Here is a 21,262-nt window from a genome sequence, read left to right on the forward strand (position 1 = left end):
GTTGATTATGTGACACATTCATCCGGTAACGATGCTTTTCATCGCTTTAAAAGCACCGTGTGACATCAAACATTTATTTTTAAAAGAAACCCATATAAAACTGCTCTTTCAAGATTTTTAAAATCAGTTCAATCAGCTCATTTTTTTGTCCTTTAGGATAACTGGCATACAGGTCAATCATCGGTAAAGGTTCAATGGTATTTTTGACAATAATTTTATCACCCAAGAGCGGGATCACATAAGCCGGTACCAGACTCCAGCCCACGCCCATGCCGACCAGATTGACATTTAACAGAATGTTGGTCGAATGCTGGACGACGTTAACATCCAGTTTAGATTGTTTAAAGAAATCGGTAATAATTTTATGCAACTGCGGTGAGGCACCTTCATCGCTAATCACAAAGTCCTGATGATTAAAACTCTTGATACTAACATGACGCTGTTCGGCAATCGGTGAATCTTTCGGCACGATTAAAGCCAGCGGTTCACTAAAAATCTGTACGTGCTCCAGTTCATCCGATGCATCGATATAACGGGTAAAGGCAATATCAATGTCACCTTTTTTTAAGGCTTTAAACTGATCGGCATCGGTCAGGCTATGAAAGTTAATTTTAATGTCGGGGAAATGCGCCCGGATGTTCGGCATGATGTAGGGAAAAATTTTCATTTCCGCTACCGGCACAAAGCCAATATTCAGCTGATCTTTGCTCAGATTGGCAATTTTCCGCGCATCCTGAATCGCTTTTTCAGCATGTTCCAGGCTTAACACGGCCTCTTTTAAAAATGCTTTGCCTTCTTCTGTCAGTTCAACTTTACGGTTCGATCGAACCAGTAATTGCACCCCGACTTCTTGTTCCAGGTCTTTAATTTGCTGGCTTAAAGAAGGCTGCACCGTACACATGCGCTGTGCGGCCTTGGTAAAATTCAGTTCTTGTGCAACTGCAACAAAATAACGTAAATGACGTAATTCCACGTGCCGGACCTCTTTATTTAGGTTGCTTCAGTGATGCCGAAACTGTGTATTTATAAACAAATAAAGTCAGCACAGTAATTACAGCACAAAATAAATAACTCAGTTGATAACCATAATAGGCAATCATCAATCCTAAAATGACTGAACCGATGGCCATGCCCAAATCGAACAGGGTGAAGAAAGTGGAAATGGCATGCCCCATACGCTGTTTGGCGACAGACTGGATGGCAATAGTTTGAAAACATGGAAAGAGTGAGCCATAACCAATGCCAATAAATATAGCAGATAACCAGAGCAGCCATTGATTGGAGATAAAGCTGACCACGACCAGGCCGATGGCAAAGAAAATAAATGAAGGATAAATGACTGCACTGGCACCTTTACGGTCATAAATTTTGCCCACCCACGGCCGCACCACAATCATGGAAATGGCAAAGACAATAAAAAACAGGCTGGTATATGCCAGCAGATCTTTAGATTCACTATATGCGGTAATGAAACTCATAATGCTGGAATAAGCAAATGCGGTCAGCAAGGCAACAAAGCCAATGGGTATGGCACGTGTTTCAATAATGTCATGCCAGCCCAGACGCGTTTTTTCTTTAGTCTCAGCCGTGAAAGCAACCTTGTCTTGCTGTTGTACCGGAATCATTAAACAAAAGATAAAACCCAAACCGATCACCGCAGTTAACAGCGAAAATAGCATTTTAAAATCAGTAAATTGCAGTACAGTTAACGCAATTAAAGGCCCAAATACCACAGCAAGATTGGTCGACATGACGAAATACCCCATGCCCTCACCCTTACGGTGATCTGGAATAAAATCATTCGCTATGGGCACGGTTACCGTGGTCAATACACTAAACCAGATGCCGTGAATAAAACGAATCAGCAATAAGGCCCACATGCTGTCGGCAAACAGATAACTCAAGGCAAAAACAACAAACAGCAATTCTGAACCGCGAAAGGCGATTTTTTTACCTAATTTTTCCACAATCAGTCCGGAAAATGGCCGAACTGCAATCGAAGATACCAGAAACAAGGTCAGTGCCAAGCCTGCTTCCTTCACCGTCCCGCCTAAATCCTTCATGATGTAAATTGGCAGAATGGTCAATAAGGCATAATAATAGGTAAATAAAAACAGGTTATTGCATAGACACAGGATAAACGAGCGATTCCATAAACGCCCAGGGTTTGTCGCAGACATAATGACCAACTTAGCGGTAGCTTATTGCTACTTTCGAACCAGAACAGGCTGCATCACCAGACTTACAAGATTATGTATGTAAGTTTCATCCGGCATGCAGTTAAAGAAAATAATCTGATAATGAATCGGCCCATACAGCGTATCCAGCATCAGTTCAAACGGGTAATTTGCAATAATTTCATTACGCTCTATGGCGAGTTGAATCAGCTTGCGTGTCTGCTCACGACGCGGTAATAAATACAGCCTAAAAAACTCACCGGCTGCTTCACGATGCTCGGCCATGACCACCAGCAAGGCCCGTCCCAAAGGATGATTTAGCGCGAGGGACAATTTTAAAAGCTGCTGGTTCAGATTGAATTCCAGACTCTGCTCGAAGTCCAGATCAAACACCGAAGCGGTATGCTCCTTAAAGGCATCAAAGACCAGATCAGATTTATGCTTCCACCAGCGATAAATGGTCGACTTGCCTACCCCGGCTCGTGCGGCAATGTCTTCTACGGTTAAACGACTGTAATCATCTTGTTCCAATGCAGCAGTCACCGCATTCAAAATACATTGCTTACGACGCGAAGTTTTTTCTAGCTCAGTCATTCGCCACCAAAACGAAACGATACGTATCGTTTTATATTAGGCTAATTTTGGCTTCCTGTATAGGGCTGATCTTTTCTTTAAAATCAAAAAAAGGACCGCTTCAAAGCGGCCCTTTTCATTCAATAGCTATTAGCATTGCGAGGTTTTTTTATAAATACTGCATGAAGGATGATGGCTTTCTTGCAAGCGCGCCACTTTACGATGTTCAGCCGCCTCAAAACGGCAACGTTTCCAGTCATTGTCCAGATTTAATGGCGGAATCTGTTTCGGTTTACCATTTTCATCCACGGCGACCATAGTGAAATAACAACTATTGGTATGACGTACGGTACGTTTTTGAATGTTCTGCGCTTCAACACGAATCCCGATTTCCATTGAGGTACGACCGACATGGTTGACACTGGCAAGAAAAGTCACGAGTTCACCAACATGAATCGGTTCTTTAAAATTTACTTTATCCACCGATAAAGTCACCACATAACTGCCTGAATAACGGCTAGCACATGCGTATGCAACCTGATCCAGTAATTTTAAAATTGTTCCACCATGCACATTTCCTGAAAAATTTGCCATATCAGGAGTCATTAAAACTGTCATGGTTAGTTCAGACTGATCATCTAATGCTGGAGCAATTTGATCTAATGGGGACATCGCGTTCTCTAGATTCTTTTACAGACAATAGTATAAGGAAAGATTATATCGTTTTTCTGGGCAATAAAATGTCGAAATTGCCAATAAACCCATCATTATTATTTATAGTAATTTTGCCATCATTCAAAAAAATATATATCAAAATGATCAACTCACTGACATATAAGCATTTTTCTTATAGACTGATTTTAATAGAATATTTGTTCTAAAAATTAGATTACAAAAATATGGCCAGGTATTTTAAATACATATATTGTGGTCATGGTCTGAATAGGCAAGGATAAAACAAAAGTTTAATCCATTTGAGCATAGCTGCCATTGTTAACCTGTCATCTCAGACAGATTCAATAAATGCATTCAGATAAGATCAGGCAGTGACATCACGCAGCATTTCTTTAGAGATATTGCCGTAGCTCAACACATTTTGCTGGTCAATTTGGGTCTCAACACAATAGGTACCATCGGTATTTTCTGCAATGACGGTAAATACCAGATTTCCCATACTTGCCATTTTGACTTTTTGGCCTAGGATAAACTTTTCTATTTTCATACTGTTGCTCTGCATTTAATCATCCTTACAAAAATATGTTTTTATGACTATTTCGACAACATCGAGTGTAGAGCGTTTTTATTTACCGGTAAACTTAAATCATTGAACAAAAAACATTAATATAAAACTCATATCGTATGAAAGCTTTAGTCACTTAGTTTATTTTATTGAATAATTTCAATTAATTAGTTTGTCTTTATAATAGAATTACATGAGTTTTAAGAAAGAACTCATCAAAACCCATGTGAAAACAGACTAAAACATAACAGCAGTGCAATGATGAATCTGAGACTTTTAGAAATTCAATTTCATCATTGCCATTGATTGAAGTGCCTAATCTTGTGCACTTAATTGTTGAATGCTATGGCCGAATGGATAATGCTTCTGTTTCAACAAGGTGGTAATGGTATTTAATTGATTTTGTGCTGCATCCACACCGGCTTGCATGGTCATTGCTCGGCCTTTCACATCAAATATATGCCCTTTTTCCCTTAAATCCGGCTGAATCACAATATCTGCATGCTTTAACTCTTCTTCAGCTAAACGGCTCTGCATGATATTGATATTCTGATTGAACATTCCCCACACATTCGTGGTTTCGGTATGCATGGGTTGTGCAAGAATATCCACGGCAATAATAATATCCGCACCCAAATCACGTGCCACGCCTACAGGCACCGGACTCACCAGACCGCCATCCACATATTCATCCGTCCCAATCCGGGTGGGAATAAACATGCTTGGAATAGACACGGAAGCACGTACCGCCTGCCCGGTATTGCCATAGTTAAAGACGACTTTTTTGCCTTCTTTCAATTCCGTTGCGACCACGTACATCGGGATTCTTAGCGACTCCAGAGGCGTATTGTTGACTTGCTGATTGACGTAATTTTCAACCTTCTGACCGTCAAAAAAGCCTTTCATATCCAGCTTGATATCACGCACATCGTTGGCTTTCATGCTTAAAGCAATATCACGCAGTTCTTCTGCCGTTTTGCCACTGGCATAAATGGAACCCACTATACTGCCCGCACTGGTGCCTACAATCAGATCGGGGTGTATACCCTGCTTTTCCAGGACCTGAATGACCCCGATATGAGCATAGCCACGGGCACCACCACTGCCCAGTACCAAAGCAACAATAGGACGGTTTTCCTGCTGTTTGAGTTTTTTAAAATTAATACGCTCTGTCCGGACTTGAGCATCTGCAGCAGGTGGCTCAGATAGTCCTGTCGAACCAACAGTAAGCTTAGGTTGGGCAACCGTTTGACATCCGCCCAATCCCACTACTGCCAAAACAATAAAACTAAATTTGATATTGCTCATGAACCACCTAAAGATAAATAAAGCTGTTCGCAAAAAGCAGATAGTTTAAGAACTGGATCTTTGAAAAACTGTAGTAATTCGTAATGTGATGATCACGCTATTTCAGCTTTTTAAAAACCTTATTCATACATTTGCCATCTCATCTTTATATTATCTCACCTTTTGAGCTTTTTTTTCATAGCCAGATTTTACCTGTAGGGTCAGGACGGACGACGATCATATAAATTAGATTACCTGAATATAAACTGGAGATTAAAAATAATTTTTCAAATAAAAAAGAGGCGAACCAGTCGCCTCTTTTTCTATGCTAAGTTTTGAATTAGAAATTATATCTAGCCATCAAACCGACACGGTTATCTTTATATGACTCGCCAGCAAAAGTTTCACGCTTACCATTGATATATTCCACACCTAAATCAATTGGAGCTGCTGGAGAATAGATAAAGTTAATCCACGCTTGTTGTACTTTTTCATTCGCTGTCGTATTGAGTCGTGCATAATCACTACCGTCATCAGCAAACAATGCGCCATAGGCCAAAGTTGAACGCAAGTTAGGTAAAATCTTATAGGTTGCACCGACTTGAACCGCATTAAACTCATTCTGCTCAACGCTGTTATTCACCGCATCTACAACATAAGCTGAATTGCTGCCATATAAATAGTTGCTATTACCCACCACATGCGAAACATCGGCAGACACTTTTAATGGAGCGGCAACTTGATAGTTAACCCCTGCAGCGATACCCCAGCCGGTTTCGTCATCATCAGCTGCTGTTGATTTATAATTTTCAACCAAAGCACGTGCAGATACTGAACCTTTACCATCTGCGAAACCTTGAGTTAACTTAGCAGTTAAATTCGGTAAGCGATATTTGATGTCTGCCGTTGGACCTGCGCTGTCCCCTTCTTCAGCAGAAACCAGCAACTGAGTTTGGGGTGCAAGTTTAAGACCATAACGTACTTGTGGAACACGCGCTGTACCACCACCAATATTTGTATTAAAGTCAATCATTTCTGGCGCATGACTTGACAGGAAGTTCGAAGTCGTTTGACCGAATAACCAGTCATTATAGGTTAAATAAGCATGACGGATACGCAAGTTTTCAGTTGCACTGGCAAAGTCAACTTCTACCTTACCGCCGACTTTTGCATCACCCACAGGTGTATTAAAATCCAAGCCTAAACGAGTCGTTTTTGCTGTCGCACGTAATTTGTCTTGTGCTTCACCCTTACTAGTATGCGTATTATTGAAATCGTTATCTGCACCTTCAATAATGTAGTTGGCATCACCACGGACAAAACCGTACAGGTTTACACTGGCACCAGCTTTGGATTTGAAGCCGGTTAATGCGGATTCAGGTTTTGCTGCAGGTGCAGCAGCAAGTTGTACAGGCTGGGCTTTGACTTGCTCAATTTGAGTTTGTTGCTGTTGTTGTACTTGCTGTTGTTGTTGAATTAAAGATTTTAATGCTTCTACTTCTTTACGTAAGTCCTGAATCTGTTTCTGTTCAGCTGTGCCTGCATAGGTAGTGCTTGCCATTACCGCTGTAACTGCCAATGCCAAACCTTTAGCCATAAATTTACCGTTACGTAATTGACTCATTCTTAAAATCTCCGATTTGTTAAATATTCGCATCCATGCATTTTGTGATTTTTAAAAACCCAATAAATCTATGAAAAATTTTCCTTCAAAAAATTAAAAAGCTTAAAAAACCCTCGCATTTTCAGCTTATGAGTACAGTAAAAAAACTTAAAAATATTATAAAATTGCAACATGTAAAAACTTACCTGTCATGGCAAATCTAACAATTTTCAAATTTTATTAAAATCAGTTTTCCCGAACATTGACTGAAAAATAATCTTATTTTTAGATGCAATAAAAAATAATGTGAATATTCTTAGACTTAGAAAAATTCCACCTCAAGCTGAACAAGCAGACATTCGACTAATGTATAAACTAAAACCGCACTAAAAAACTCATTTCAAAAGAATTTTTTATGAATTTGCAACTTGCTCAGCATGTGAATGATGCCATTACTTCTCGCCATTCAGTACGGGCTTTTTTGAGCCGGACGGTTGATCCGCAAATCATTAAAGATATTTTAACCGTAGCAAGCCGGGCACCTTCAGGAAAACCTTTTCCTGAAGATGCCCAGAAAAATGGATATCGCCGCGTTTATGAACAAATAAACAGTTTTAATTCAAACAGACCTTTAGCACGAATAAGCTTAAAGGTCTCTTTTTATATATTGGTTTTAGGTATTTAAACGTCTATTCTGCAATTGTCTGCTGAGTTGCAGAATACAAAGCAAAGTAACGCCCACGAAGATCAGCATCAGCACTCCCATATTGAGCAGAGAATTCCAAACCAGGAAATTCAAAATCACGCCGCCGAGCAAACCACAGGCAAACTGCATACTCCCCATAATGGCACTGGCTGTTCCCGCTTGCGCACCCTGTTCCGCCATGGCTAAAGCCATCGCATTCGGTCCGGTAAAACCAATTCCTGCCACTGCCCAGAACATGCCAATCAATACCACCCATAATGGGCTATGCCCAATTAAGCCTGCGCTGAATAAAATCGAGGCTCCAAGCAACTGAATGACGCTCCCTATTTTCAGTCGGTTCAGAACTGAAAATTGATGGCCAAGCTTTTTATTTAGGGTGGATAGCAACATGATACCAAAAGCATTCAGGCCAAAGGCATAAGCAAATTGCTGTTGCGTTAATCCATAATCATCCATCAATACAGCAGCAGATGAACTGATATAACAGAATAAAATGCCGCCAGAAAAACAGCCGGCCAGCATTGGCCATTTAAAACTCGGGTCTTTAAAAATACTGCCGTACAGCTGGATAATCTGGGCGACGTTCAGCTTTAAACGGCGTTCAGCCGGCAGACTTTCTTTAAAGAAAAAGTGTACACAGACTAAACAGATCAACCCGATCAGCATCAGAAACCCAAAGACTACCTGCCAGGCAAAGAACTTCAATACCACTGCCCCTAAACTGGGTGCGATAACCGGTGCAATCCCCATCACAATCATCATGCTGGCAAAAGCCTGCGCAGATGCCTGCATATCCAGACGGTCACGAATGGCAGCCCGGGCAATGACGACCCCTACACAGCCTCCGACCGCCTGTAAAATCCGTGCAGCAATTAAGCTCCATTCGTTGACCGCAAAAATACACAGCAGGCTTGCAACCACATACAGGGTTAAACCAAAATACAGTGGCGTTTTGCGCCCAATCCGGTCGCTTAAAGGACCATAGATCAGCTGTCCTAAAGCCAGTCCCAAAAAATAAGCTGGTAAAGTATTGGCCACCATTTGCGTACTGACGCCAAAATCCTGTGCCATTTGCGGCAAGGCTGGCAGGTACATATCAATAGAAAGTGGACCTAGTGAGGTCAATAATGCCAGCAGCATAATCCATGTTGTGGAATACTGCCGTGTAGATTGCTGTACAGACATATCTATATTCAATTTTTAAATGGGCGCTTTAAAGACAAGCTTACACTGTACATAGTATTATTTTAAGGATTGAGAGTGAAATTTCACATAATTTCACTTCCTGAGGCATACCTCCTTTAGTGATTAGGACATAACTTGAAATCTTGGCTTACGCGTCTTAAACAAGCGACTTACAACACGACATTTATGTATAACCTGCGCATGATTATTGCATTTGCAGGTACCGCCTTTGTGCCTTATGTTATGGGACAGCAGTTAGCCACCATTCCGCTGACCTTAGGCGTAGTTGCTGCCGGTTTAAGCGATATTGATGACCGCTTTTCAGTGCGGATCATGAACCTGATTTATACTTACATCGGCTTCTTTATTACTGCCGCCTCGATTTATTTTTTATTTCCTTATCCTGTTTTGTTTGCCATAGGGCTGATTGTGTCCTGCATTGGCTGGATTCTGCTCGGCTCATTAGGACGTCGTTATGCGACCATTTCCTATGGCTGTCTGGTCATTTCGGTCTATTCAATGCTGGGGGTTGGGCTGTTTGATCAATGGTATATGCAGGCTGGACTGCTGGTTGCCGGTGCGATGTGGTATGGCCTGCTTTCCACCATCAGTTTTCTGTTATTTCCGGTTCGCCAGGTTCAGGACAAACTGTCCCAATGCTATTCATCACTGGGTGACTTCCTGTTTGCCAAATCGAACCTGTTTGATGTCGACATGACGCCAGACAGTTATCAGCAAAGCATGATTGAGCTGTCTTTGGAAAATGGCAAGCTGGTCGGTATTTTCAACGAGATGAAAACGGCCCTGTTAACCCGTTTAAAAGGCGACCGTGGACAGAAAGATACCCGTCGCAGCCTGCAATACTATTTTGTGGCTCAGGATATTCATGAACGTGCAGATTCAGCGCATATTGATTATCAAAAACTGGTCAAGATTTTTGAACATAGTGACATTTTATTTCGCTTTCAACGCATTCTCTCGATTCAGGGCAAAGCCTGTAAAGACTTGAGTTCCAGTATTTTAAATCGTGAAACCTATCAGCATAACAAACGCTTTAAACATGCCTTTGCCAATTTAAAGCTGTCTCTAGAGAAATTGCGCGCCGAACAGCAATACGATCAGGTGTGGGTCAATGCCTTATTTTCCCTGTATCAAAACTTAAAGTCGATTGATGCGCAACTTCGCAACGTAGAAACAGAACGGCATATCAAGTTCGATAAAAGCAAGCATATTGAAAACCAGCTGAAAGATGATGACTTAAAAGGCTGGGATGATATTGTGATTCGGATCAAGCAGCATTTAACCCCAGAGTCGGTGCTGTTTAGACATGCAATTCGTGTGTCCATCGTCTTGCTTATTGGCTATATTTTTGTTCAAGTGACCAATATTGAATATGGCTACTGGATTTTACTGACCGCTCTTTTTGTCAGCCAGCCCAACTTTAACGCCACCAAACGCCGCCTACGCCTACGGATTGTCGGAACCTTGGTCGGCATTATTCTCGGTTATGCCATTCTGTATTTTATCCCTTCGATCGAAGGTCAATTATTGCTACTGATTTTAAGCGGGGTACTGTTCTTTGAATTACGCAGTAAGCAATATGCCCAGGCCACCGCTTTTATCACCATTTTGGCGTTAATCAATTTTAACCTCGATGGAATGGGTTTTGCCGCAGCCCTTCCGCGCATGATTGATACCTTGATTGGCTGTGCCTTGGCCTGGTTTGGGGTGAGTTTTATCTTTCCGGACTGGAAATTCCGTCGTTTACCCCGCACAATCCGACGCTCACTCACCGCTCAATGTGAATATTTGGCCGAAGTCATTGAACAGTACAAAAATGGGCGTAATAACGGTTTGAAATATCGTGTGGTGCGTCGTGCTGCACATAATAACGATGCAGATGTGGCCTCACTGATTTCCACCCTGGCCACAGAACCTGATTTTGATCCGACGCAAAAAAGCCAGGCCTTTGAATTCTTGTGCTTGAATCACACCCTGCTCAGCTATATTGCTGCACTGGGCGCACATCGTGAAAAAATTGCAGATCAGGAAGTTCTACAGTTATTGAACAAGGCTTTAGAGGATATTCGTGGGGCACTGTTAAATGATGAAGTACCTGACCTGACGGCACAGAATATGCTGAATACCATACGCCAACGCTTAAGCCAAAATAATGAAGATGATCAAAAATCGCTGATTGTTTTGCAGCAATTATCGTTGATGCTCAGTATTCTGAATCAACTCAGTCGTTTAAAGCAAAGCTTGAGCCATGACCGTGATGAAAAAGCCACCGAACTCGCCTCATTATAAATAGGATGATTTTGGAACAATATACTCACTGAATTGGTATAAATAATGCTAAACTTTTTACAGTTCTAAATTTGTTATTTTTATTATGACCGCGAAAAATTTATACGCTTATACCCTGCAGCCTGTGAACTATGAAATTTCCGAGGCTGAACAACGTCAAGCTCAACTTGCCATCTGGCGTAGCACCAATAAAATCGGCACCAAAGCCTGGATCATCATGGCAGCTGTGACCCTACTTTCCATTGTCGGGATCATCTTGCTGAAAAACTATTCCACTATTTTCTGCTGGGTGGCTTTGGTCTGTGTGCTTGCATATTTCCTCATCCGTAAATTCGGTCTGGAATGGTATGTAAAACGCAAGATGAATGAATTTCCGGTGCAGGAAATTAAAGGCATCCGTTTGGGCGTACAGCCTCACGGTATCGTGATGCGCCAGCAAATGGGTGCACAGGAAGGTGTCGGTGCAATTGGCTGGAAAGATATTTATGAGTGGTACAATACCCCTGACTTCATGTTGATTAACTTCAAGGTCAAAGGTCAGCAAGGTGCCTATATCTTGCCAAAGCGTATGGATTCCAAGAATTTTTCTTTCAATACCATTCGCAAGCACTTGACTGAAACTGTGGGCGAAGCAAAACAGATTTAACGCGAACTCTAGCTAGACCCTTAAATAAAAACCTCCAGACTGGGGGTTTTTAATTCCGACAAAATTAAATGATAATGAGAATAAATATTACCTACAAAATCGATATCATTTTGGAAAAGTTCAGTTATAATTCAGTTTAATTCAGTTTCTCACCCTCTTTTTTCGGCTATGTTAAAAAAAATCTTTTTCCAGATTCACTGGTTTCTTGGTATTACTGCCGGGTTAATCCTCTCTCTTATGGGGGTGACCGGTGCCATTTATTCATATGAACAGCCCATCCAGAAATGGCTCAATCCGGCTAGCTATACCGTCCAGGTTGAAAAACAAGATAAATTAACCCCTGCCGAACTGTATCAGCATTTTCAAAAAACTGATCCGGACATGAAAATTAACAGCATCACCGTGGCCAAAGACCCGACCGCATCTTCAAGCATTAATATTGTCAAGGAAGGTGCACGCAAGGGCTATACCATGATGATTAATCCTTATACAGCCGAAGTGTTACCGGAGATTAAAGGACGAGAATTTTTCAAGTTTATCGAGCAGTTGCATCGTAATTTAACCATCGGGCCGGTCGGCAAGCAGATCACCGGGGCCTGTACCCTGATGCTGATCTTTTTTGTACTCAGTGGTTTATATCTACGTTGGCCGAAAAAACATTCTTTTAAACAGTGGTTCATGCTCAAGCCACAACTGAAAGGTCGTAATTTCCTTTGGGACTTACATGCTGTAGTGGGTACCTGGGTGGTGATTTTCTTCCTGATTATCGCATGTACCGGCCTAACCTGGTCTTATGGCTGGTGGCGTAGCGGCTTGTATACCGTGATGGGTGTTGAACAGCCGCAAGCCAAGGGTGAAGCTGAAGCGCCAAAAGGTGGTGAAGCGCGCGGCAACCGTGAGGGTCCAAATGAAGCAATGCGTAATGCAGCTACAGGCAACCCTGAAAAAGCCGGTGAACCTCAGCGCGGTGAAAACCGCGAGAAAAAAGGTTTAAGCCCGGAACAGATCAATCTGGCTCTGAGTCAAAGCTGGAACGGCTTTAATGCTCAAGTAGGCCGTGAGTATTCAAGCATTACCCTGAATATCCCGAAAAAAGCCAATGGTGAACTTGAAATTAGCTTTGTCGATGCCATTCCCCAGCATGAACGCGCACGCAACAAAGCCACATTTGACTATCAAGCATCCACCATCAAAGAAATGGAACTTTACGAAGATAAAAAACTCAACGAAAAAATCATGAGCAGCATGCTGCCGGTGCACCGGGGTAGCTTCTTTGGTCCGGTTTACCAGTTTCTGGCCATGCTGGCTGCTCTTAGCATGCCATTGTTCTTTGTCACTGGCTGGATGCTTTATCTGAAACGTCGCAAACAAAAGAAACAGACTCAAGCTGCACGTCAGGGCTTAACTGCAGTTAATATTGATGCCAATGCAAAACCCTGGCTGATTGTCTATGCCTCACAAACCGGCATGGCAGAACAGCTGGCATGGCGTACAGCCACCAGCCTGCAACAGGCGCATCAGCCTGCCAGCGTGAAATCTGTACAACATTTAAGTCTGGATGATTTAAAAAATACCGAACAGGTTTTATTTGTAGCCAGTACTTACGGTACCGGTGAAGCACCTGACTTAGCCTCGGGCTTTGTCAAAAAAATACTGAGCAAGCAAACGGATTTAAGCCATCTGCACTATGCAGTATTGGCCTTGGGTTCCCGTGAATATGCCGACACTTTCTGTCATTTCGGTCATGCAATTGATGACTGGTTAAAACAGAATGGTGCCCAGCAGCTGTTTAATATCATTGAAGTGGATAATGCCAATCAAGAGCAGATTCAGGCATGGAATAGCGCTTTAGCCAATGTGACTCAACTTGAGTTACAAGCCATGAATATCGAAAAAACCTTTGATCGCTGGACCTTAACCCAACGTGATCTGCTCAACCCGAACAGCCTCGGTGCACCGGCCTTTAATATCGAGTTAAAACCGGATCATGAAGTAAGCTGGCAAGCCGGTGATATCGCCGAGATTCAACCCGGTAACAGTGCTGAACGTATTGCCCTGTTTATGCAGCAGCATCAAATTCAGCCGAATACCCGTGTAGATTCGTTAAAGATCAATATTGAACAGGCCTTATGGAATAAAGATTTAAGCGTTGAAGTTGAACCTTTTGCCAATATGGATCATTTACTGGAGCAACTTCCAACGCTGCCTTCACGTGAATATTCCATTGCCAGCATTCCTTCACAGCAAGTTTTGCGTTTAGTGGTGCGCCAACAGTCCAATGCTCAGGGTCAATTGGGTCTGGGTTCAGGCTGGCTGACTCTGCATGCCCCATTAAATAGCGAGATTGCGCTGCGTATCCGTAACAATGAAGCTTTCCACCTGATTGATGACAACCGCCCTATCATTTGTATTGGTAACGGTACCGGTCTTGCCGGATTGATGAGTCTGCTACATGCACGTACCCGTCAGGACTATACGCAAAACTGGCTGATCTTTGGTGAACGCCAGCGTGAACATGACTTCTTCTATCAAAGCACGATTGAAGCCTGGCAAACGACCGGCATGCTGCAACGCCTGGATTTGGCCTTCTCGCGTGATCAGGCGGAAAAAGTCTATGTGCATCATAAATTGCGTGAACAGGCACAAGAGCTAAAAGCATGGCTTGACAAGGGTGCAGTGATTTACGTTTGCGGTAGCATCAACGGTATGGCCAGCGATGTCGATCAGGCATTAAGCGACATTCTGGGTGAAGCTGTAGTTGATCAGCTACGCCAGGATGGACGTTATCGCCGTGATGTCTACTAATTCTTGAAGTCAATAAAAAAAACCGGATCTCAGAACCCGGTTTTTTTATACGTAAAGTATCCAATTTGTTTAAACTAGCAACAACATTCGCCCAGAGTCATTCTATGTCCAGCAGTATCAAACGTCGCCTGAGTTTTATCATTGGCAGTCTATTGACTCTCGATAGCTTATGGTTACTCGCTTTGGATAAAATTCATCTCGGCATTATTCTTCCATTGATCATCGGTACAGGACTGATGCTCTATGCCCTGTTTTTTAACCGGATCCACAACTTTATTCAGCTCACCCCGTTAAGACAGACCTTATGGCGCTACGCATGGGCGGGATTTTTTCTCTGGATCAGCACATTAGTGATATTTTTCAGTTACCTGCAATATAGCATTCAGCAGTCCAATGCTGTTCAGCCCGCTTCTGCCGTGATTATACTGGGCAGCGGCATTGAAAATGGCCGACCCTCTCCCACCTTAAAGCAGCGTTTGGACGTTGGAGCTGCTTATGCCAAACGTTACCCGGAAGCCCTGCTGGTCGTGACCGGAGGTCTGGGATTTAAAGAACAGATTTCTGAAGCAACCGTGATGTCTGAATATCTGCAGCAACAGCATCATATTGACCCATCACGTATTCTATTAGAAGCTAAAAGTACCAGTACTGCAGAAAATCTGCGTAATGTGCAGCCTTTGCTGGCACAGCAGCATATTTCTCTAAAGCAGCCTGTTGTCATTGTCACCAGTGACTTTCATATTTTACGTGCCAAAGCCATTGCAAAACATCAAGATTACCAACAGATTATTACCCTCAATGCCCCAACACCGCTCTATATTCGCTATAACTCCTGGTTACGCGAATATTTTGCCTTTATCAGTGGCTGGTTTTTACAGGAATACTAAAATCAGTTCAAACGAATGCTACGGGGTAAAGGCAGTTTTTCATCTTTAAACAATTCAGGTTTTTGCAGGTAAATCTGATACAAATAATTTTTAATATCCAATAATAATTTTTCTGGCGCCACCAGCACATTTTGCCCTTCTGGCGTTAAATCCATCGATACACAGGTACTTTCCTGACGTAAAAAAGGAATGACTTTTTCAACAAAATCTTTAAGTGAAATATCCTCAACGTGATAATTTGCCCAATTGTCTTTCACCAGCAATTTTGCCAAGCCTTTGCTTTGCCAGATGGCAAATGCACGCTGACCGGTAGGCGTTGCACATAATGCCCAGCCATCTTCATACAGGGCATGAACATAACCTTGGCCTACAATCGTTTCAACAAATTGTTTGTAAATCTCTTGCGCGTTATAGCTATTATTTTGGTTTTTGGACGCAGCCTTGCGTTGATATGGATTTCTCATGATTTTTCAATAGTTAAAATTATTATTAACTAAAGATTTTAGGAGAAAAATAGAATTTGATCAAGGAGAATATATGGTGGGCGCTGACGGGATCGAACCGCCGACATTCTGCTTGTAAGGCAGACGCTCTACCAACTGAGCTAAGCGCCCTTGAGGAATAAAAATAGCACTGCTATTTTTATGACGCAAGAAGAAATCTTGCTTGAATTACATTTCCCAGTCAAGGAATCTAGAAAATGGCGCAGCGGACGGGACTCGAACCCGCGACCCCCGGCGTGACAGGCCGGTATTCTAACCAACTGAACTACCGCTGCTTCGCAAAAGATATGGTGGGCGCTGACGGGATCGAACCGCCGACATTCTGCTTGTAAGGCAGACGCTCTACCAACTGAGCTAAGCGCCCTTAAAGGGTCTTACAATTTTGATTCTAAAAATGGCGCAGCGGACGGGACTCGAACCCGCGACCCCCGGCGTGACAGGCCGGTATTCTAACCAACTGAACTACCGCTGCTTCGCAAAAAATCTGGTGGGCGCTGACGGGATCGAACCGCCGACATTCTGCTTGTAAGGCAGACGCTCTACCAACTGAGCTAAGCGCCCTCAAAAGGTCATCATGTAAATGGCGCAGCGGACGGGACTCGAACCCGCGACCCCCGGCGTGACAGGCCGGTATTCTAACCAACTGAACTACCGCTGCACGAAAGTGTCTTAACGTTAAAGAGCTTGGTGGGCGCTGACGGGATCGAACCGCCGACATTCTGCTAGTAAGGCAGACGCTCGACCAACTGAGCTAAGCGCCCTCAAAAGGTCATCATGTAAATGGCGCAGCGGACGGGACTCGAACTCGCGACCCCCGGCGTGACAGGCCGGTATTCTAACCAACTGAACTACCGCTGCACTTACACAATGTCGCTATTGTGGCAAACGAATATTAAGAACTTAAGTGGCGCAGCGGACGGGGCTCGAACCCGCGACCCCCGGCGTGACAGGCCGGTATTCTAACCCACTGAACTACCGCTGCACGAAAGTGTCATAACGTTAAAGAGCTTGGTGGGCGCTGACGGGATCGAACCGCCGACATTCTGCTTGTAAGGCAGACGCTCGACCAACTGAGCTAAGCGCCCTCAAAATGTGATCATGTTTATGGCGCAGCGGACGGGACTCGAACCCGCGACTCCCGGCGTGACAGGCCGGTATTCTAACCAACTGAACTACCGCTGCACGAAAGTGTCTTAACGTTAAAGAGCTTGGTGGGCGCTGACGGGATCGAACCGCCGACATTCTGCTTGTAAGGCAGACGCTCTACCAACTGAGCTAAGCGCCCTTTAAAACGTCTTCATCGTTTGATGAGGTGCATTATAGAGAATCCTGACAGACTGTCAAACGCTTTTCTGACTGTTTTTGGTTTTTTACGTTTGAGTGATTAAAAAATAGGTTATTCGCTATAAAAACAAACAATTTCGACAACTTATTTACTATTTTTTGTAGAAAACTGAAAAATCACAGCATCATTTTTAGACAAGATTTTCCATAGTTTTGGAACTGATAGCGAATTCTGTTCTTTTTAAAACCCTCAATACATCCGGATTTTAAGCTTTGCACTGCTTTGTCATTTTATTTATAAATGTATTTACAAGCGAATGCCTCTTTTACACTCTCTCAAATTCAAACGCTGTTCTGAAATAAAGACTAACGCATCTTCGGCGATCAGTTCGAATAATTCAACCACATCTTCATTACGCATCCGGATGCAGCCATGTGACATCGGAATGCCCATAGGTTCTGTATCGGGTGTGCCATGAATATAGATATAACGCTGAAAGGTGTCACAGCCCTCACCCTGATTAAAATTTTCTTCCAGGCCGCTTAACCAGAGAATACGCGATAAAATCCAGTCGCGTTCAGGATATTGTGCAGCCAATGCAGCATCGTAGACCTCACCGGTTTGCTGCCGTGCTTTAAACACTGCATTTAGGGGAGCAGCATGTCCGAATTTGAGTGCTACTTTATGCCAGCCCCGAGGCGTCTTGCCGGAATTTTCCTGCTCACCGATCCCGTTTTTTCCTGTAGAGATGACATAAGACTTGTCATGTTTCGGCAAGATCAAGCTTTGTTCGGCCAAATCAATCCAGACATCTGCCTGTTCTAAAGAATATGTCATAAGAAAATTACTCGATGTCTTTAATCGGTTCAGCTGCGGGTTCAGGGCGTAGCCATAGCCAGATGGCAACGCTGAGCATGGTCAGGTCAGTGAAGATTTTCACCAATAGCGGCGCATTGGTAAATAACATGATCATTCCACTGATCAGCATCATGATACTGGCGAACCATTTTGCCTTGCGCGGTACAGTGCCATTCTCACGCCAGGCCCTTAAAGTCGCCCCATATTTAGGATGATTCAGTAACCAGGCATCCACTTGCGGCCAGCCTTTAGAGGCTGCCCAGGCAGCTAAAATCAGAAATACTGTTGTTGGCATACCCGGTAAAAGTGCCCCGATAAAGCCCAGGATGACAAAAATCATCACCAAACTTCGCCAAAACAACATTTTCATAGCACTGCCCTATACAACTAATTGCGGTAGTATAAAGTGTTTTTGCATATTATCCGTTGTCATTCTGCACTTTTTAATTTAACGCCCGGGGTTGCTATGTTTGCTTTAAATCAGGTCTCTCATCTTGATGAACCCTGGCTGCAATTTAAAAATCTACTGGTTCGGCAATTGGCCTTTTGCATATGCAGTCCAAATATTTTATCGGATACTCCAGCCGAGCTGGTGTTGAAACATGCTTTTCAGTTTCATCCTGATGCTGTATGGCATGGCCATTTTCAAAATTATTATTCCAGACTGCTTTATTTAGACCAGCATCCGCAGGAATTAGAAAGCTTTTTACACAAGCTTAAAAGCACGCGCCTGGGTCTGCGTTTTGAAATGTTTATCTGGTTTTGGCTGCTGGACCAGAATTATCATCCCTATCAATTGCTCGGGCACAGTATTCAAAAAATAGCGGGACCCCGAACCCTGGGTGAACTGGATTTTCTGTTATTGAATACCGAAACCAGAGCGGTTGAACACTGGGAAGTGGCTTTAAAATACTATCTGGCAGAACGGGATTGTTCTCTGCCCTTCTGGTACGGCTTGAACCGCAGTGATACTTTATTGCGCAAATTGAATCACTTTAGCCAAAAGCAATTTCAGTTTGAGGATGCCTTGGAACACAAAATTGAACAGCGTTTTGCAGTACTTAAAGGACAACTCTATCTCCCTGTTGAAAGCACATTCAGCGCCCTTCCCCATTGGGTCAATCGACAACGTCGTTTGGGCTATTGGGGAAGTCATATTCCTCCACAAAATGCTCACTTTTACCGTTTAGAGCGACTGGAATGGATTTGCCCGAAGCAGCATGTCAGTAGCGATACGGCACAGTGGTGGAGTAATGGTTTATATCGACAAAAAGATCAAAACAATTTCTATATGTACCGAAATGCCCCCTTACTTTCTCAGGGAATACACCGCCAATTTTATGAGAATTGTCTATTTTTATAACAAATGCTTACTTTTCTACCATCAAAAAACCCTATTGTTTACGCTGGGCATTAATTAACCTGAATTCACATCAAAATAATGAATGACTTGGAGATGATGATGAAAAAAATTCTTGCAGCTTCCCTCATTATTGCTTTTGCTTTAACTGGCTGTAATACGTTTAAAGGTGTGGGTAAAGATGTATCTAAAGCTGGAGAGGCCGTAACCGATACAGCAGAAAAAACGTCTGAGGAAATCCGCAAAAACTAGTTTATCTTCAGTTCACACAGAACCCTATCCAGGATAGGGTTTTTTTATGCCAATTTTATGGCAAACATTCACATTCAAGGGCATATTCGCCTATTATATGGCGGACAAATTTATCGACTGATGAAAATCGCATGACATCTTCCGCTACCCTTGATTTAAGCCTGCAACTGTTACGTCAGCCTTCCGTGACCCCAATCGATCATAGCTGCCAAAATATCATGGCGGAACGTCTGGAAAAAATTGGCTTCACTATTGAACCGATGCGTTTTGAAGATGTGGATAATTTGTGGGCACGTAAAGGGACTGAAGAACCGGTACTTTGTTTTGCAGGTCATACCGATGTGGTCCCTACGGGCAATTTAGACGCCTGGAACTCGAATCCTTTCGTACCGGAAATTCGTGATGGCAAACTGTATGGCCGTGGCAGTGCCGACATGAAAACAGCACTGGCAGCCATGGTGGTGGCTTCTGAGCGTTTCGTGGCAAAACATCCAGACCATAAAGGTTCTATTGCATTTCTCATTACTTCCGATGAAGAAGGTCCATCCATTAACGGCACCGTGAAAGTTGTTGAAGCTTTGGAAGCACGCAATGAAAAAATGACCTGGTGTCTGGTGGGTGAGCCATCCAGTACCAATCAGTTGGGTGATGTAGTTAAAAATGGTCGTCGTGGTTCATTGAATGCCAAATTGACCGTAAAAGGCAAACAGGGACATGTGGCTTATCCTCACCTTGCCATCAACCCGATTCATACTGCGTCTAAAGCCCTGGCTGAACTGTGCGACACGGTGTGGGACAATGGCAATGAATATTTCCCTGCAACGTCTTTCCAAATTTCCAATATCAATGCCGGTACCGGTGCAACCAACGTGGTTCCAGGCAGCATGAATCTTTTATTTAACTTCCGCTATTCAACCGAAGTTACTGCTGAACAGTTAAAAGCCCGTACTTTAGAGATCCTTGACCGTCATCATGTGGATTACGATATTGAATGGACATTATCCGGCCTGCCCTTCCTGACTCCAGTCGGTGAACTGGTCAATGCGGCTAAAAATGCCATTCGTAATGTCACCGGTATTGAAACTGAACTTTCTACCAGTGGCGGTACATCAGATGGCCGTTTCATTGCGCCTACAGGTGCACAGGTACTGGAACTCGGTGTATTGAATGCCAGCATTCACCAAATTAACGAACATGTAAATGTTGCCGACCTGGAACCCCTTGCAGAAATTTATGAACAAATTCTGGAAGGCTTATTGGCTCGCTAAAACAGTAACCACATAAAATAAAAAAGGAACTTAACAGTCACTACTGTCCCATAGTTTGCTTTAAATAAAAAAACCTGAGTCTAAATAGTTAAAATATAAGTGCAAACAAACACTTTAACTATAAAGGACTCAGGTTTTGTCACATCAGAATACCGTATTTCATCAATTACTCAAACCCATTTTAAGACAAGATTTTGAACGTCTGGCTAAACTGCACCACTCTGGGCAAAAATTAAGATCAGCCACCCGCTGGGATCAGTTTGTTGCCATATTAATGTCCCAACTTTCTTGTCGGCAAAGCTNAGTGCAAACAAACA

At 43.0% G+C, this 21,262-nt stretch carries 18 protein-coding genes, 12 tRNA genes and 2 pseudogenes; 9 read left to right on the forward strand and 23 right to left on the reverse strand.

The features are described 5' to 3' along the window. Nucleotides 1–79 precede the first annotated feature (79 nt). The 7 genes from H4I94_RS08720 to H4I94_RS08750 form a co-directional block, all read right to left on the reverse strand. Nucleotides 80–973, reverse strand: coding sequence for a LysR substrate-binding domain-containing protein (locus tag H4I94_RS08720; RefSeq protein ID WP_261182826.1), 894 nt, complete (start codon nucleotides 971–973; stop codon nucleotides 80–82). Nucleotides 974–986: 13 nt separating this feature from the next. Then, on the reverse strand, nucleotides 987–2,180 hold the full coding sequence (locus tag H4I94_RS08725) for an MFS transporter (protein WP_261182827.1): 1,194 nt from the start codon (nucleotides 2,178–2,180) through the stop codon (nucleotides 987–989). Between the two features lie 27 nt (nucleotides 2,181–2,207). Next, on the reverse strand, nucleotides 2,208–2,771 hold the full coding sequence (locus tag H4I94_RS08730; RefSeq protein ID WP_131274845.1) for a TetR/AcrR family transcriptional regulator: 564 nt from the start codon (nucleotides 2,769–2,771) through the stop codon (nucleotides 2,208–2,210). A gap of 129 nt (nucleotides 2,772–2,900) precedes the next feature. Next, nucleotides 2,901–3,422, reverse strand: a complete 522-nt coding sequence (locus H4I94_RS08735; RefSeq protein ID WP_092818769.1) for an acyl-CoA thioesterase — start codon at nucleotides 3,420–3,422, stop codon at nucleotides 2,901–2,903. A gap of 367 nt (nucleotides 3,423–3,789) precedes the next feature. Next, a complete protein-coding gene (locus tag H4I94_RS08740) occupies nucleotides 3,790–3,987 on the reverse strand; it encodes a hypothetical protein (RefSeq protein WP_261182828.1) in 198 nt (65 codons plus the stop codon). Between the two features lie 318 nt (nucleotides 3,988–4,305). Then, entirely contained in the window at nucleotides 4,306–5,298 is a 993-nt protein-coding gene (locus H4I94_RS08745) for a patatin-like phospholipase family protein (RefSeq protein ID WP_092818771.1), read from the reverse strand. A 319-nt stretch (nucleotides 5,299–5,617) separates the two neighbouring features. Next, a complete protein-coding gene (locus tag H4I94_RS08750; protein WP_261182829.1) occupies nucleotides 5,618–6,901 on the reverse strand; it encodes a DcaP family trimeric outer membrane transporter in 1,284 nt (427 codons plus the stop codon). 394 nt (nucleotides 6,902–7,295) lie between these two features. Here H4I94_RS08750 and H4I94_RS08755 point away from each other — a divergent pair. After that, nucleotides 7,296–7,430: pseudogene (locus H4I94_RS08755) on the forward strand (nitroreductase family protein); the annotation flags it as partial. A 123-nt stretch (nucleotides 7,431–7,553) separates the two neighbouring features. Here H4I94_RS08755 and H4I94_RS08760 read toward each other — a convergent pair. Then, on the reverse strand, nucleotides 7,554–8,771 hold the full coding sequence (locus tag H4I94_RS08760) for a multidrug effflux MFS transporter (RefSeq protein WP_261182830.1): 1,218 nt from the start codon (nucleotides 8,769–8,771) through the stop codon (nucleotides 7,554–7,556). A gap of 135 nt (nucleotides 8,772–8,906) precedes the next feature. Here H4I94_RS08760 and yccS point away from each other — a divergent pair, with 135 nt between their 5' ends. The 4 genes from yccS to H4I94_RS08780 all read left to right on the forward strand — a co-directional run bounded on the left by yccS (nucleotide 8,907) and on the right by H4I94_RS08780 (nucleotide 15,419). Continuing rightward, complete coding sequence (gene yccS, locus H4I94_RS08765) at nucleotides 8,907–11,081, forward strand: YccS family putative transporter (protein WP_092818774.1); 2,175 nt, start codon at nucleotides 8,907–8,909, stop codon at nucleotides 11,079–11,081. Nucleotides 11,082–11,166: 85 nt separating this feature from the next. Then, nucleotides 11,167–11,727 (forward strand): YcxB family protein, encoded by a 561-nt coding sequence (locus H4I94_RS08770; protein WP_092818775.1) that lies wholly within the window; start codon nucleotides 11,167–11,169, stop codon nucleotides 11,725–11,727. A 168-nt stretch (nucleotides 11,728–11,895) separates the two neighbouring features. After that, nucleotides 11,896–14,532: a sulfite reductase flavoprotein subunit alpha gene (locus tag H4I94_RS08775; protein WP_261182831.1), complete on the forward strand. Its 2,637-nt coding sequence runs from the start codon at nucleotides 11,896–11,898 to the stop codon at nucleotides 14,530–14,532. Between the two features lie 104 nt (nucleotides 14,533–14,636). Further along, the gene (locus tag H4I94_RS08780) at nucleotides 14,637–15,419 is read left to right on the forward strand and encodes a YdcF family protein (RefSeq protein WP_261182832.1); all 783 of its coding nucleotides are present in this window, start codon (nucleotides 14,637–14,639) and stop codon (nucleotides 15,417–15,419) included. A 2-nt stretch (nucleotides 15,420–15,421) separates the two neighbouring features. Here the strand turns inward: H4I94_RS08780 and H4I94_RS08785 are convergent, their stop codons facing one another. The 15 genes from H4I94_RS08785 to H4I94_RS08855 form a co-directional block, all read right to left on the reverse strand. Continuing rightward, nucleotides 15,422–15,883, reverse strand: a complete 462-nt coding sequence (locus tag H4I94_RS08785; protein WP_092818778.1) for a DUF2750 domain-containing protein — start codon at nucleotides 15,881–15,883, stop codon at nucleotides 15,422–15,424. A 74-nt stretch (nucleotides 15,884–15,957) separates the two neighbouring features. After that, nucleotides 15,958–16,033: transfer RNA gene (locus H4I94_RS08790), tRNA-Val, on the reverse strand. Nucleotides 16,034–16,120: 87 nt separating this feature from the next. Continuing rightward, nucleotides 16,121–16,197 (reverse strand) — tRNA-Asp (locus tag H4I94_RS08795). A gap of 13 nt (nucleotides 16,198–16,210) precedes the next feature. Then, nucleotides 16,211–16,286, reverse strand: a tRNA-Val gene (locus H4I94_RS08800). 31 nt (nucleotides 16,287–16,317) lie between these two features. Further along, nucleotides 16,318–16,394, reverse strand: a tRNA-Asp gene (locus H4I94_RS08805). A 13-nt stretch (nucleotides 16,395–16,407) separates the two neighbouring features. After that, nucleotides 16,408–16,483, reverse strand: a tRNA-Val gene (locus H4I94_RS08810). A gap of 20 nt (nucleotides 16,484–16,503) precedes the next feature. Further along, nucleotides 16,504–16,580: transfer RNA gene (locus H4I94_RS08815), tRNA-Asp, on the reverse strand. Between the two features lie 27 nt (nucleotides 16,581–16,607). Continuing rightward, nucleotides 16,608–16,683, reverse strand: a tRNA-Val gene (locus tag H4I94_RS08820). Between the two features lie 20 nt (nucleotides 16,684–16,703). Continuing rightward, nucleotides 16,704–16,780 (reverse strand) — tRNA-Asp (locus tag H4I94_RS08825). Nucleotides 16,781–16,827: 47 nt separating this feature from the next. After that, nucleotides 16,828–16,904 (reverse strand) — tRNA-Asp (locus H4I94_RS08830). Nucleotides 16,905–16,931: 27 nt separating this feature from the next. Continuing rightward, nucleotides 16,932–17,007: transfer RNA gene (locus H4I94_RS08835), tRNA-Val, on the reverse strand. Nucleotides 17,008–17,027: 20 nt separating this feature from the next. Next, nucleotides 17,028–17,104: transfer RNA gene (locus tag H4I94_RS08840), tRNA-Asp, on the reverse strand. 27 nt (nucleotides 17,105–17,131) lie between these two features. Then, nucleotides 17,132–17,207 (reverse strand) — tRNA-Val (locus tag H4I94_RS08845). A gap of 306 nt (nucleotides 17,208–17,513) precedes the next feature. Further along, nucleotides 17,514–18,044, reverse strand: coding sequence for a cell wall-recycling L,D-carboxypeptidase ElsL (gene elsL, locus H4I94_RS08850; RefSeq protein ID WP_261182833.1), 531 nt, complete (start codon nucleotides 18,042–18,044; stop codon nucleotides 17,514–17,516). A 7-nt stretch (nucleotides 18,045–18,051) separates the two neighbouring features. Then, complete coding sequence (locus tag H4I94_RS08855) at nucleotides 18,052–18,435, reverse strand: YbaN family protein (protein ID WP_092818780.1); 384 nt, start codon at nucleotides 18,433–18,435, stop codon at nucleotides 18,052–18,054. A gap of 96 nt (nucleotides 18,436–18,531) precedes the next feature. Here H4I94_RS08855 and H4I94_RS08860 point away from each other — a divergent pair, with 96 nt between their 5' ends. From H4I94_RS08860 to H4I94_RS08875, 4 genes and pseudogenes are all read left to right on the forward strand, one after another. Next, a complete protein-coding gene (locus H4I94_RS08860) occupies nucleotides 18,532–19,428 on the forward strand; it encodes a DUF1853 family protein (RefSeq protein WP_261182835.1) in 897 nt (298 codons plus the stop codon). Between the two features lie 99 nt (nucleotides 19,429–19,527). Further along, nucleotides 19,528–19,677, forward strand: a complete 150-nt coding sequence (locus tag H4I94_RS08865) for an entericidin A/B family lipoprotein (protein ID WP_092818782.1) — start codon at nucleotides 19,528–19,530, stop codon at nucleotides 19,675–19,677. 131 nt (nucleotides 19,678–19,808) lie between these two features. Further along, on the forward strand, nucleotides 19,809–20,945 hold the full coding sequence (gene dapE / locus H4I94_RS08870) for a succinyl-diaminopimelate desuccinylase (protein ID WP_092818783.1): 1,137 nt from the start codon (nucleotides 19,809–19,811) through the stop codon (nucleotides 20,943–20,945). Between the two features lie 136 nt (nucleotides 20,946–21,081). Next, nucleotides 21,082–21,261: pseudogene (locus H4I94_RS08875) on the forward strand (DUF4372 domain-containing protein); the annotation flags it as partial. Nucleotide 21,262: the final 1 nt, after the last annotated feature.

This window comes from Acinetobacter sp. T_3_1 (assembly GCF_025377055.1).
In the GTDB taxonomy this organism is placed as follows: Bacteria; Pseudomonadota; Gammaproteobacteria; order Pseudomonadales; family Moraxellaceae; genus Acinetobacter; species Acinetobacter kookii.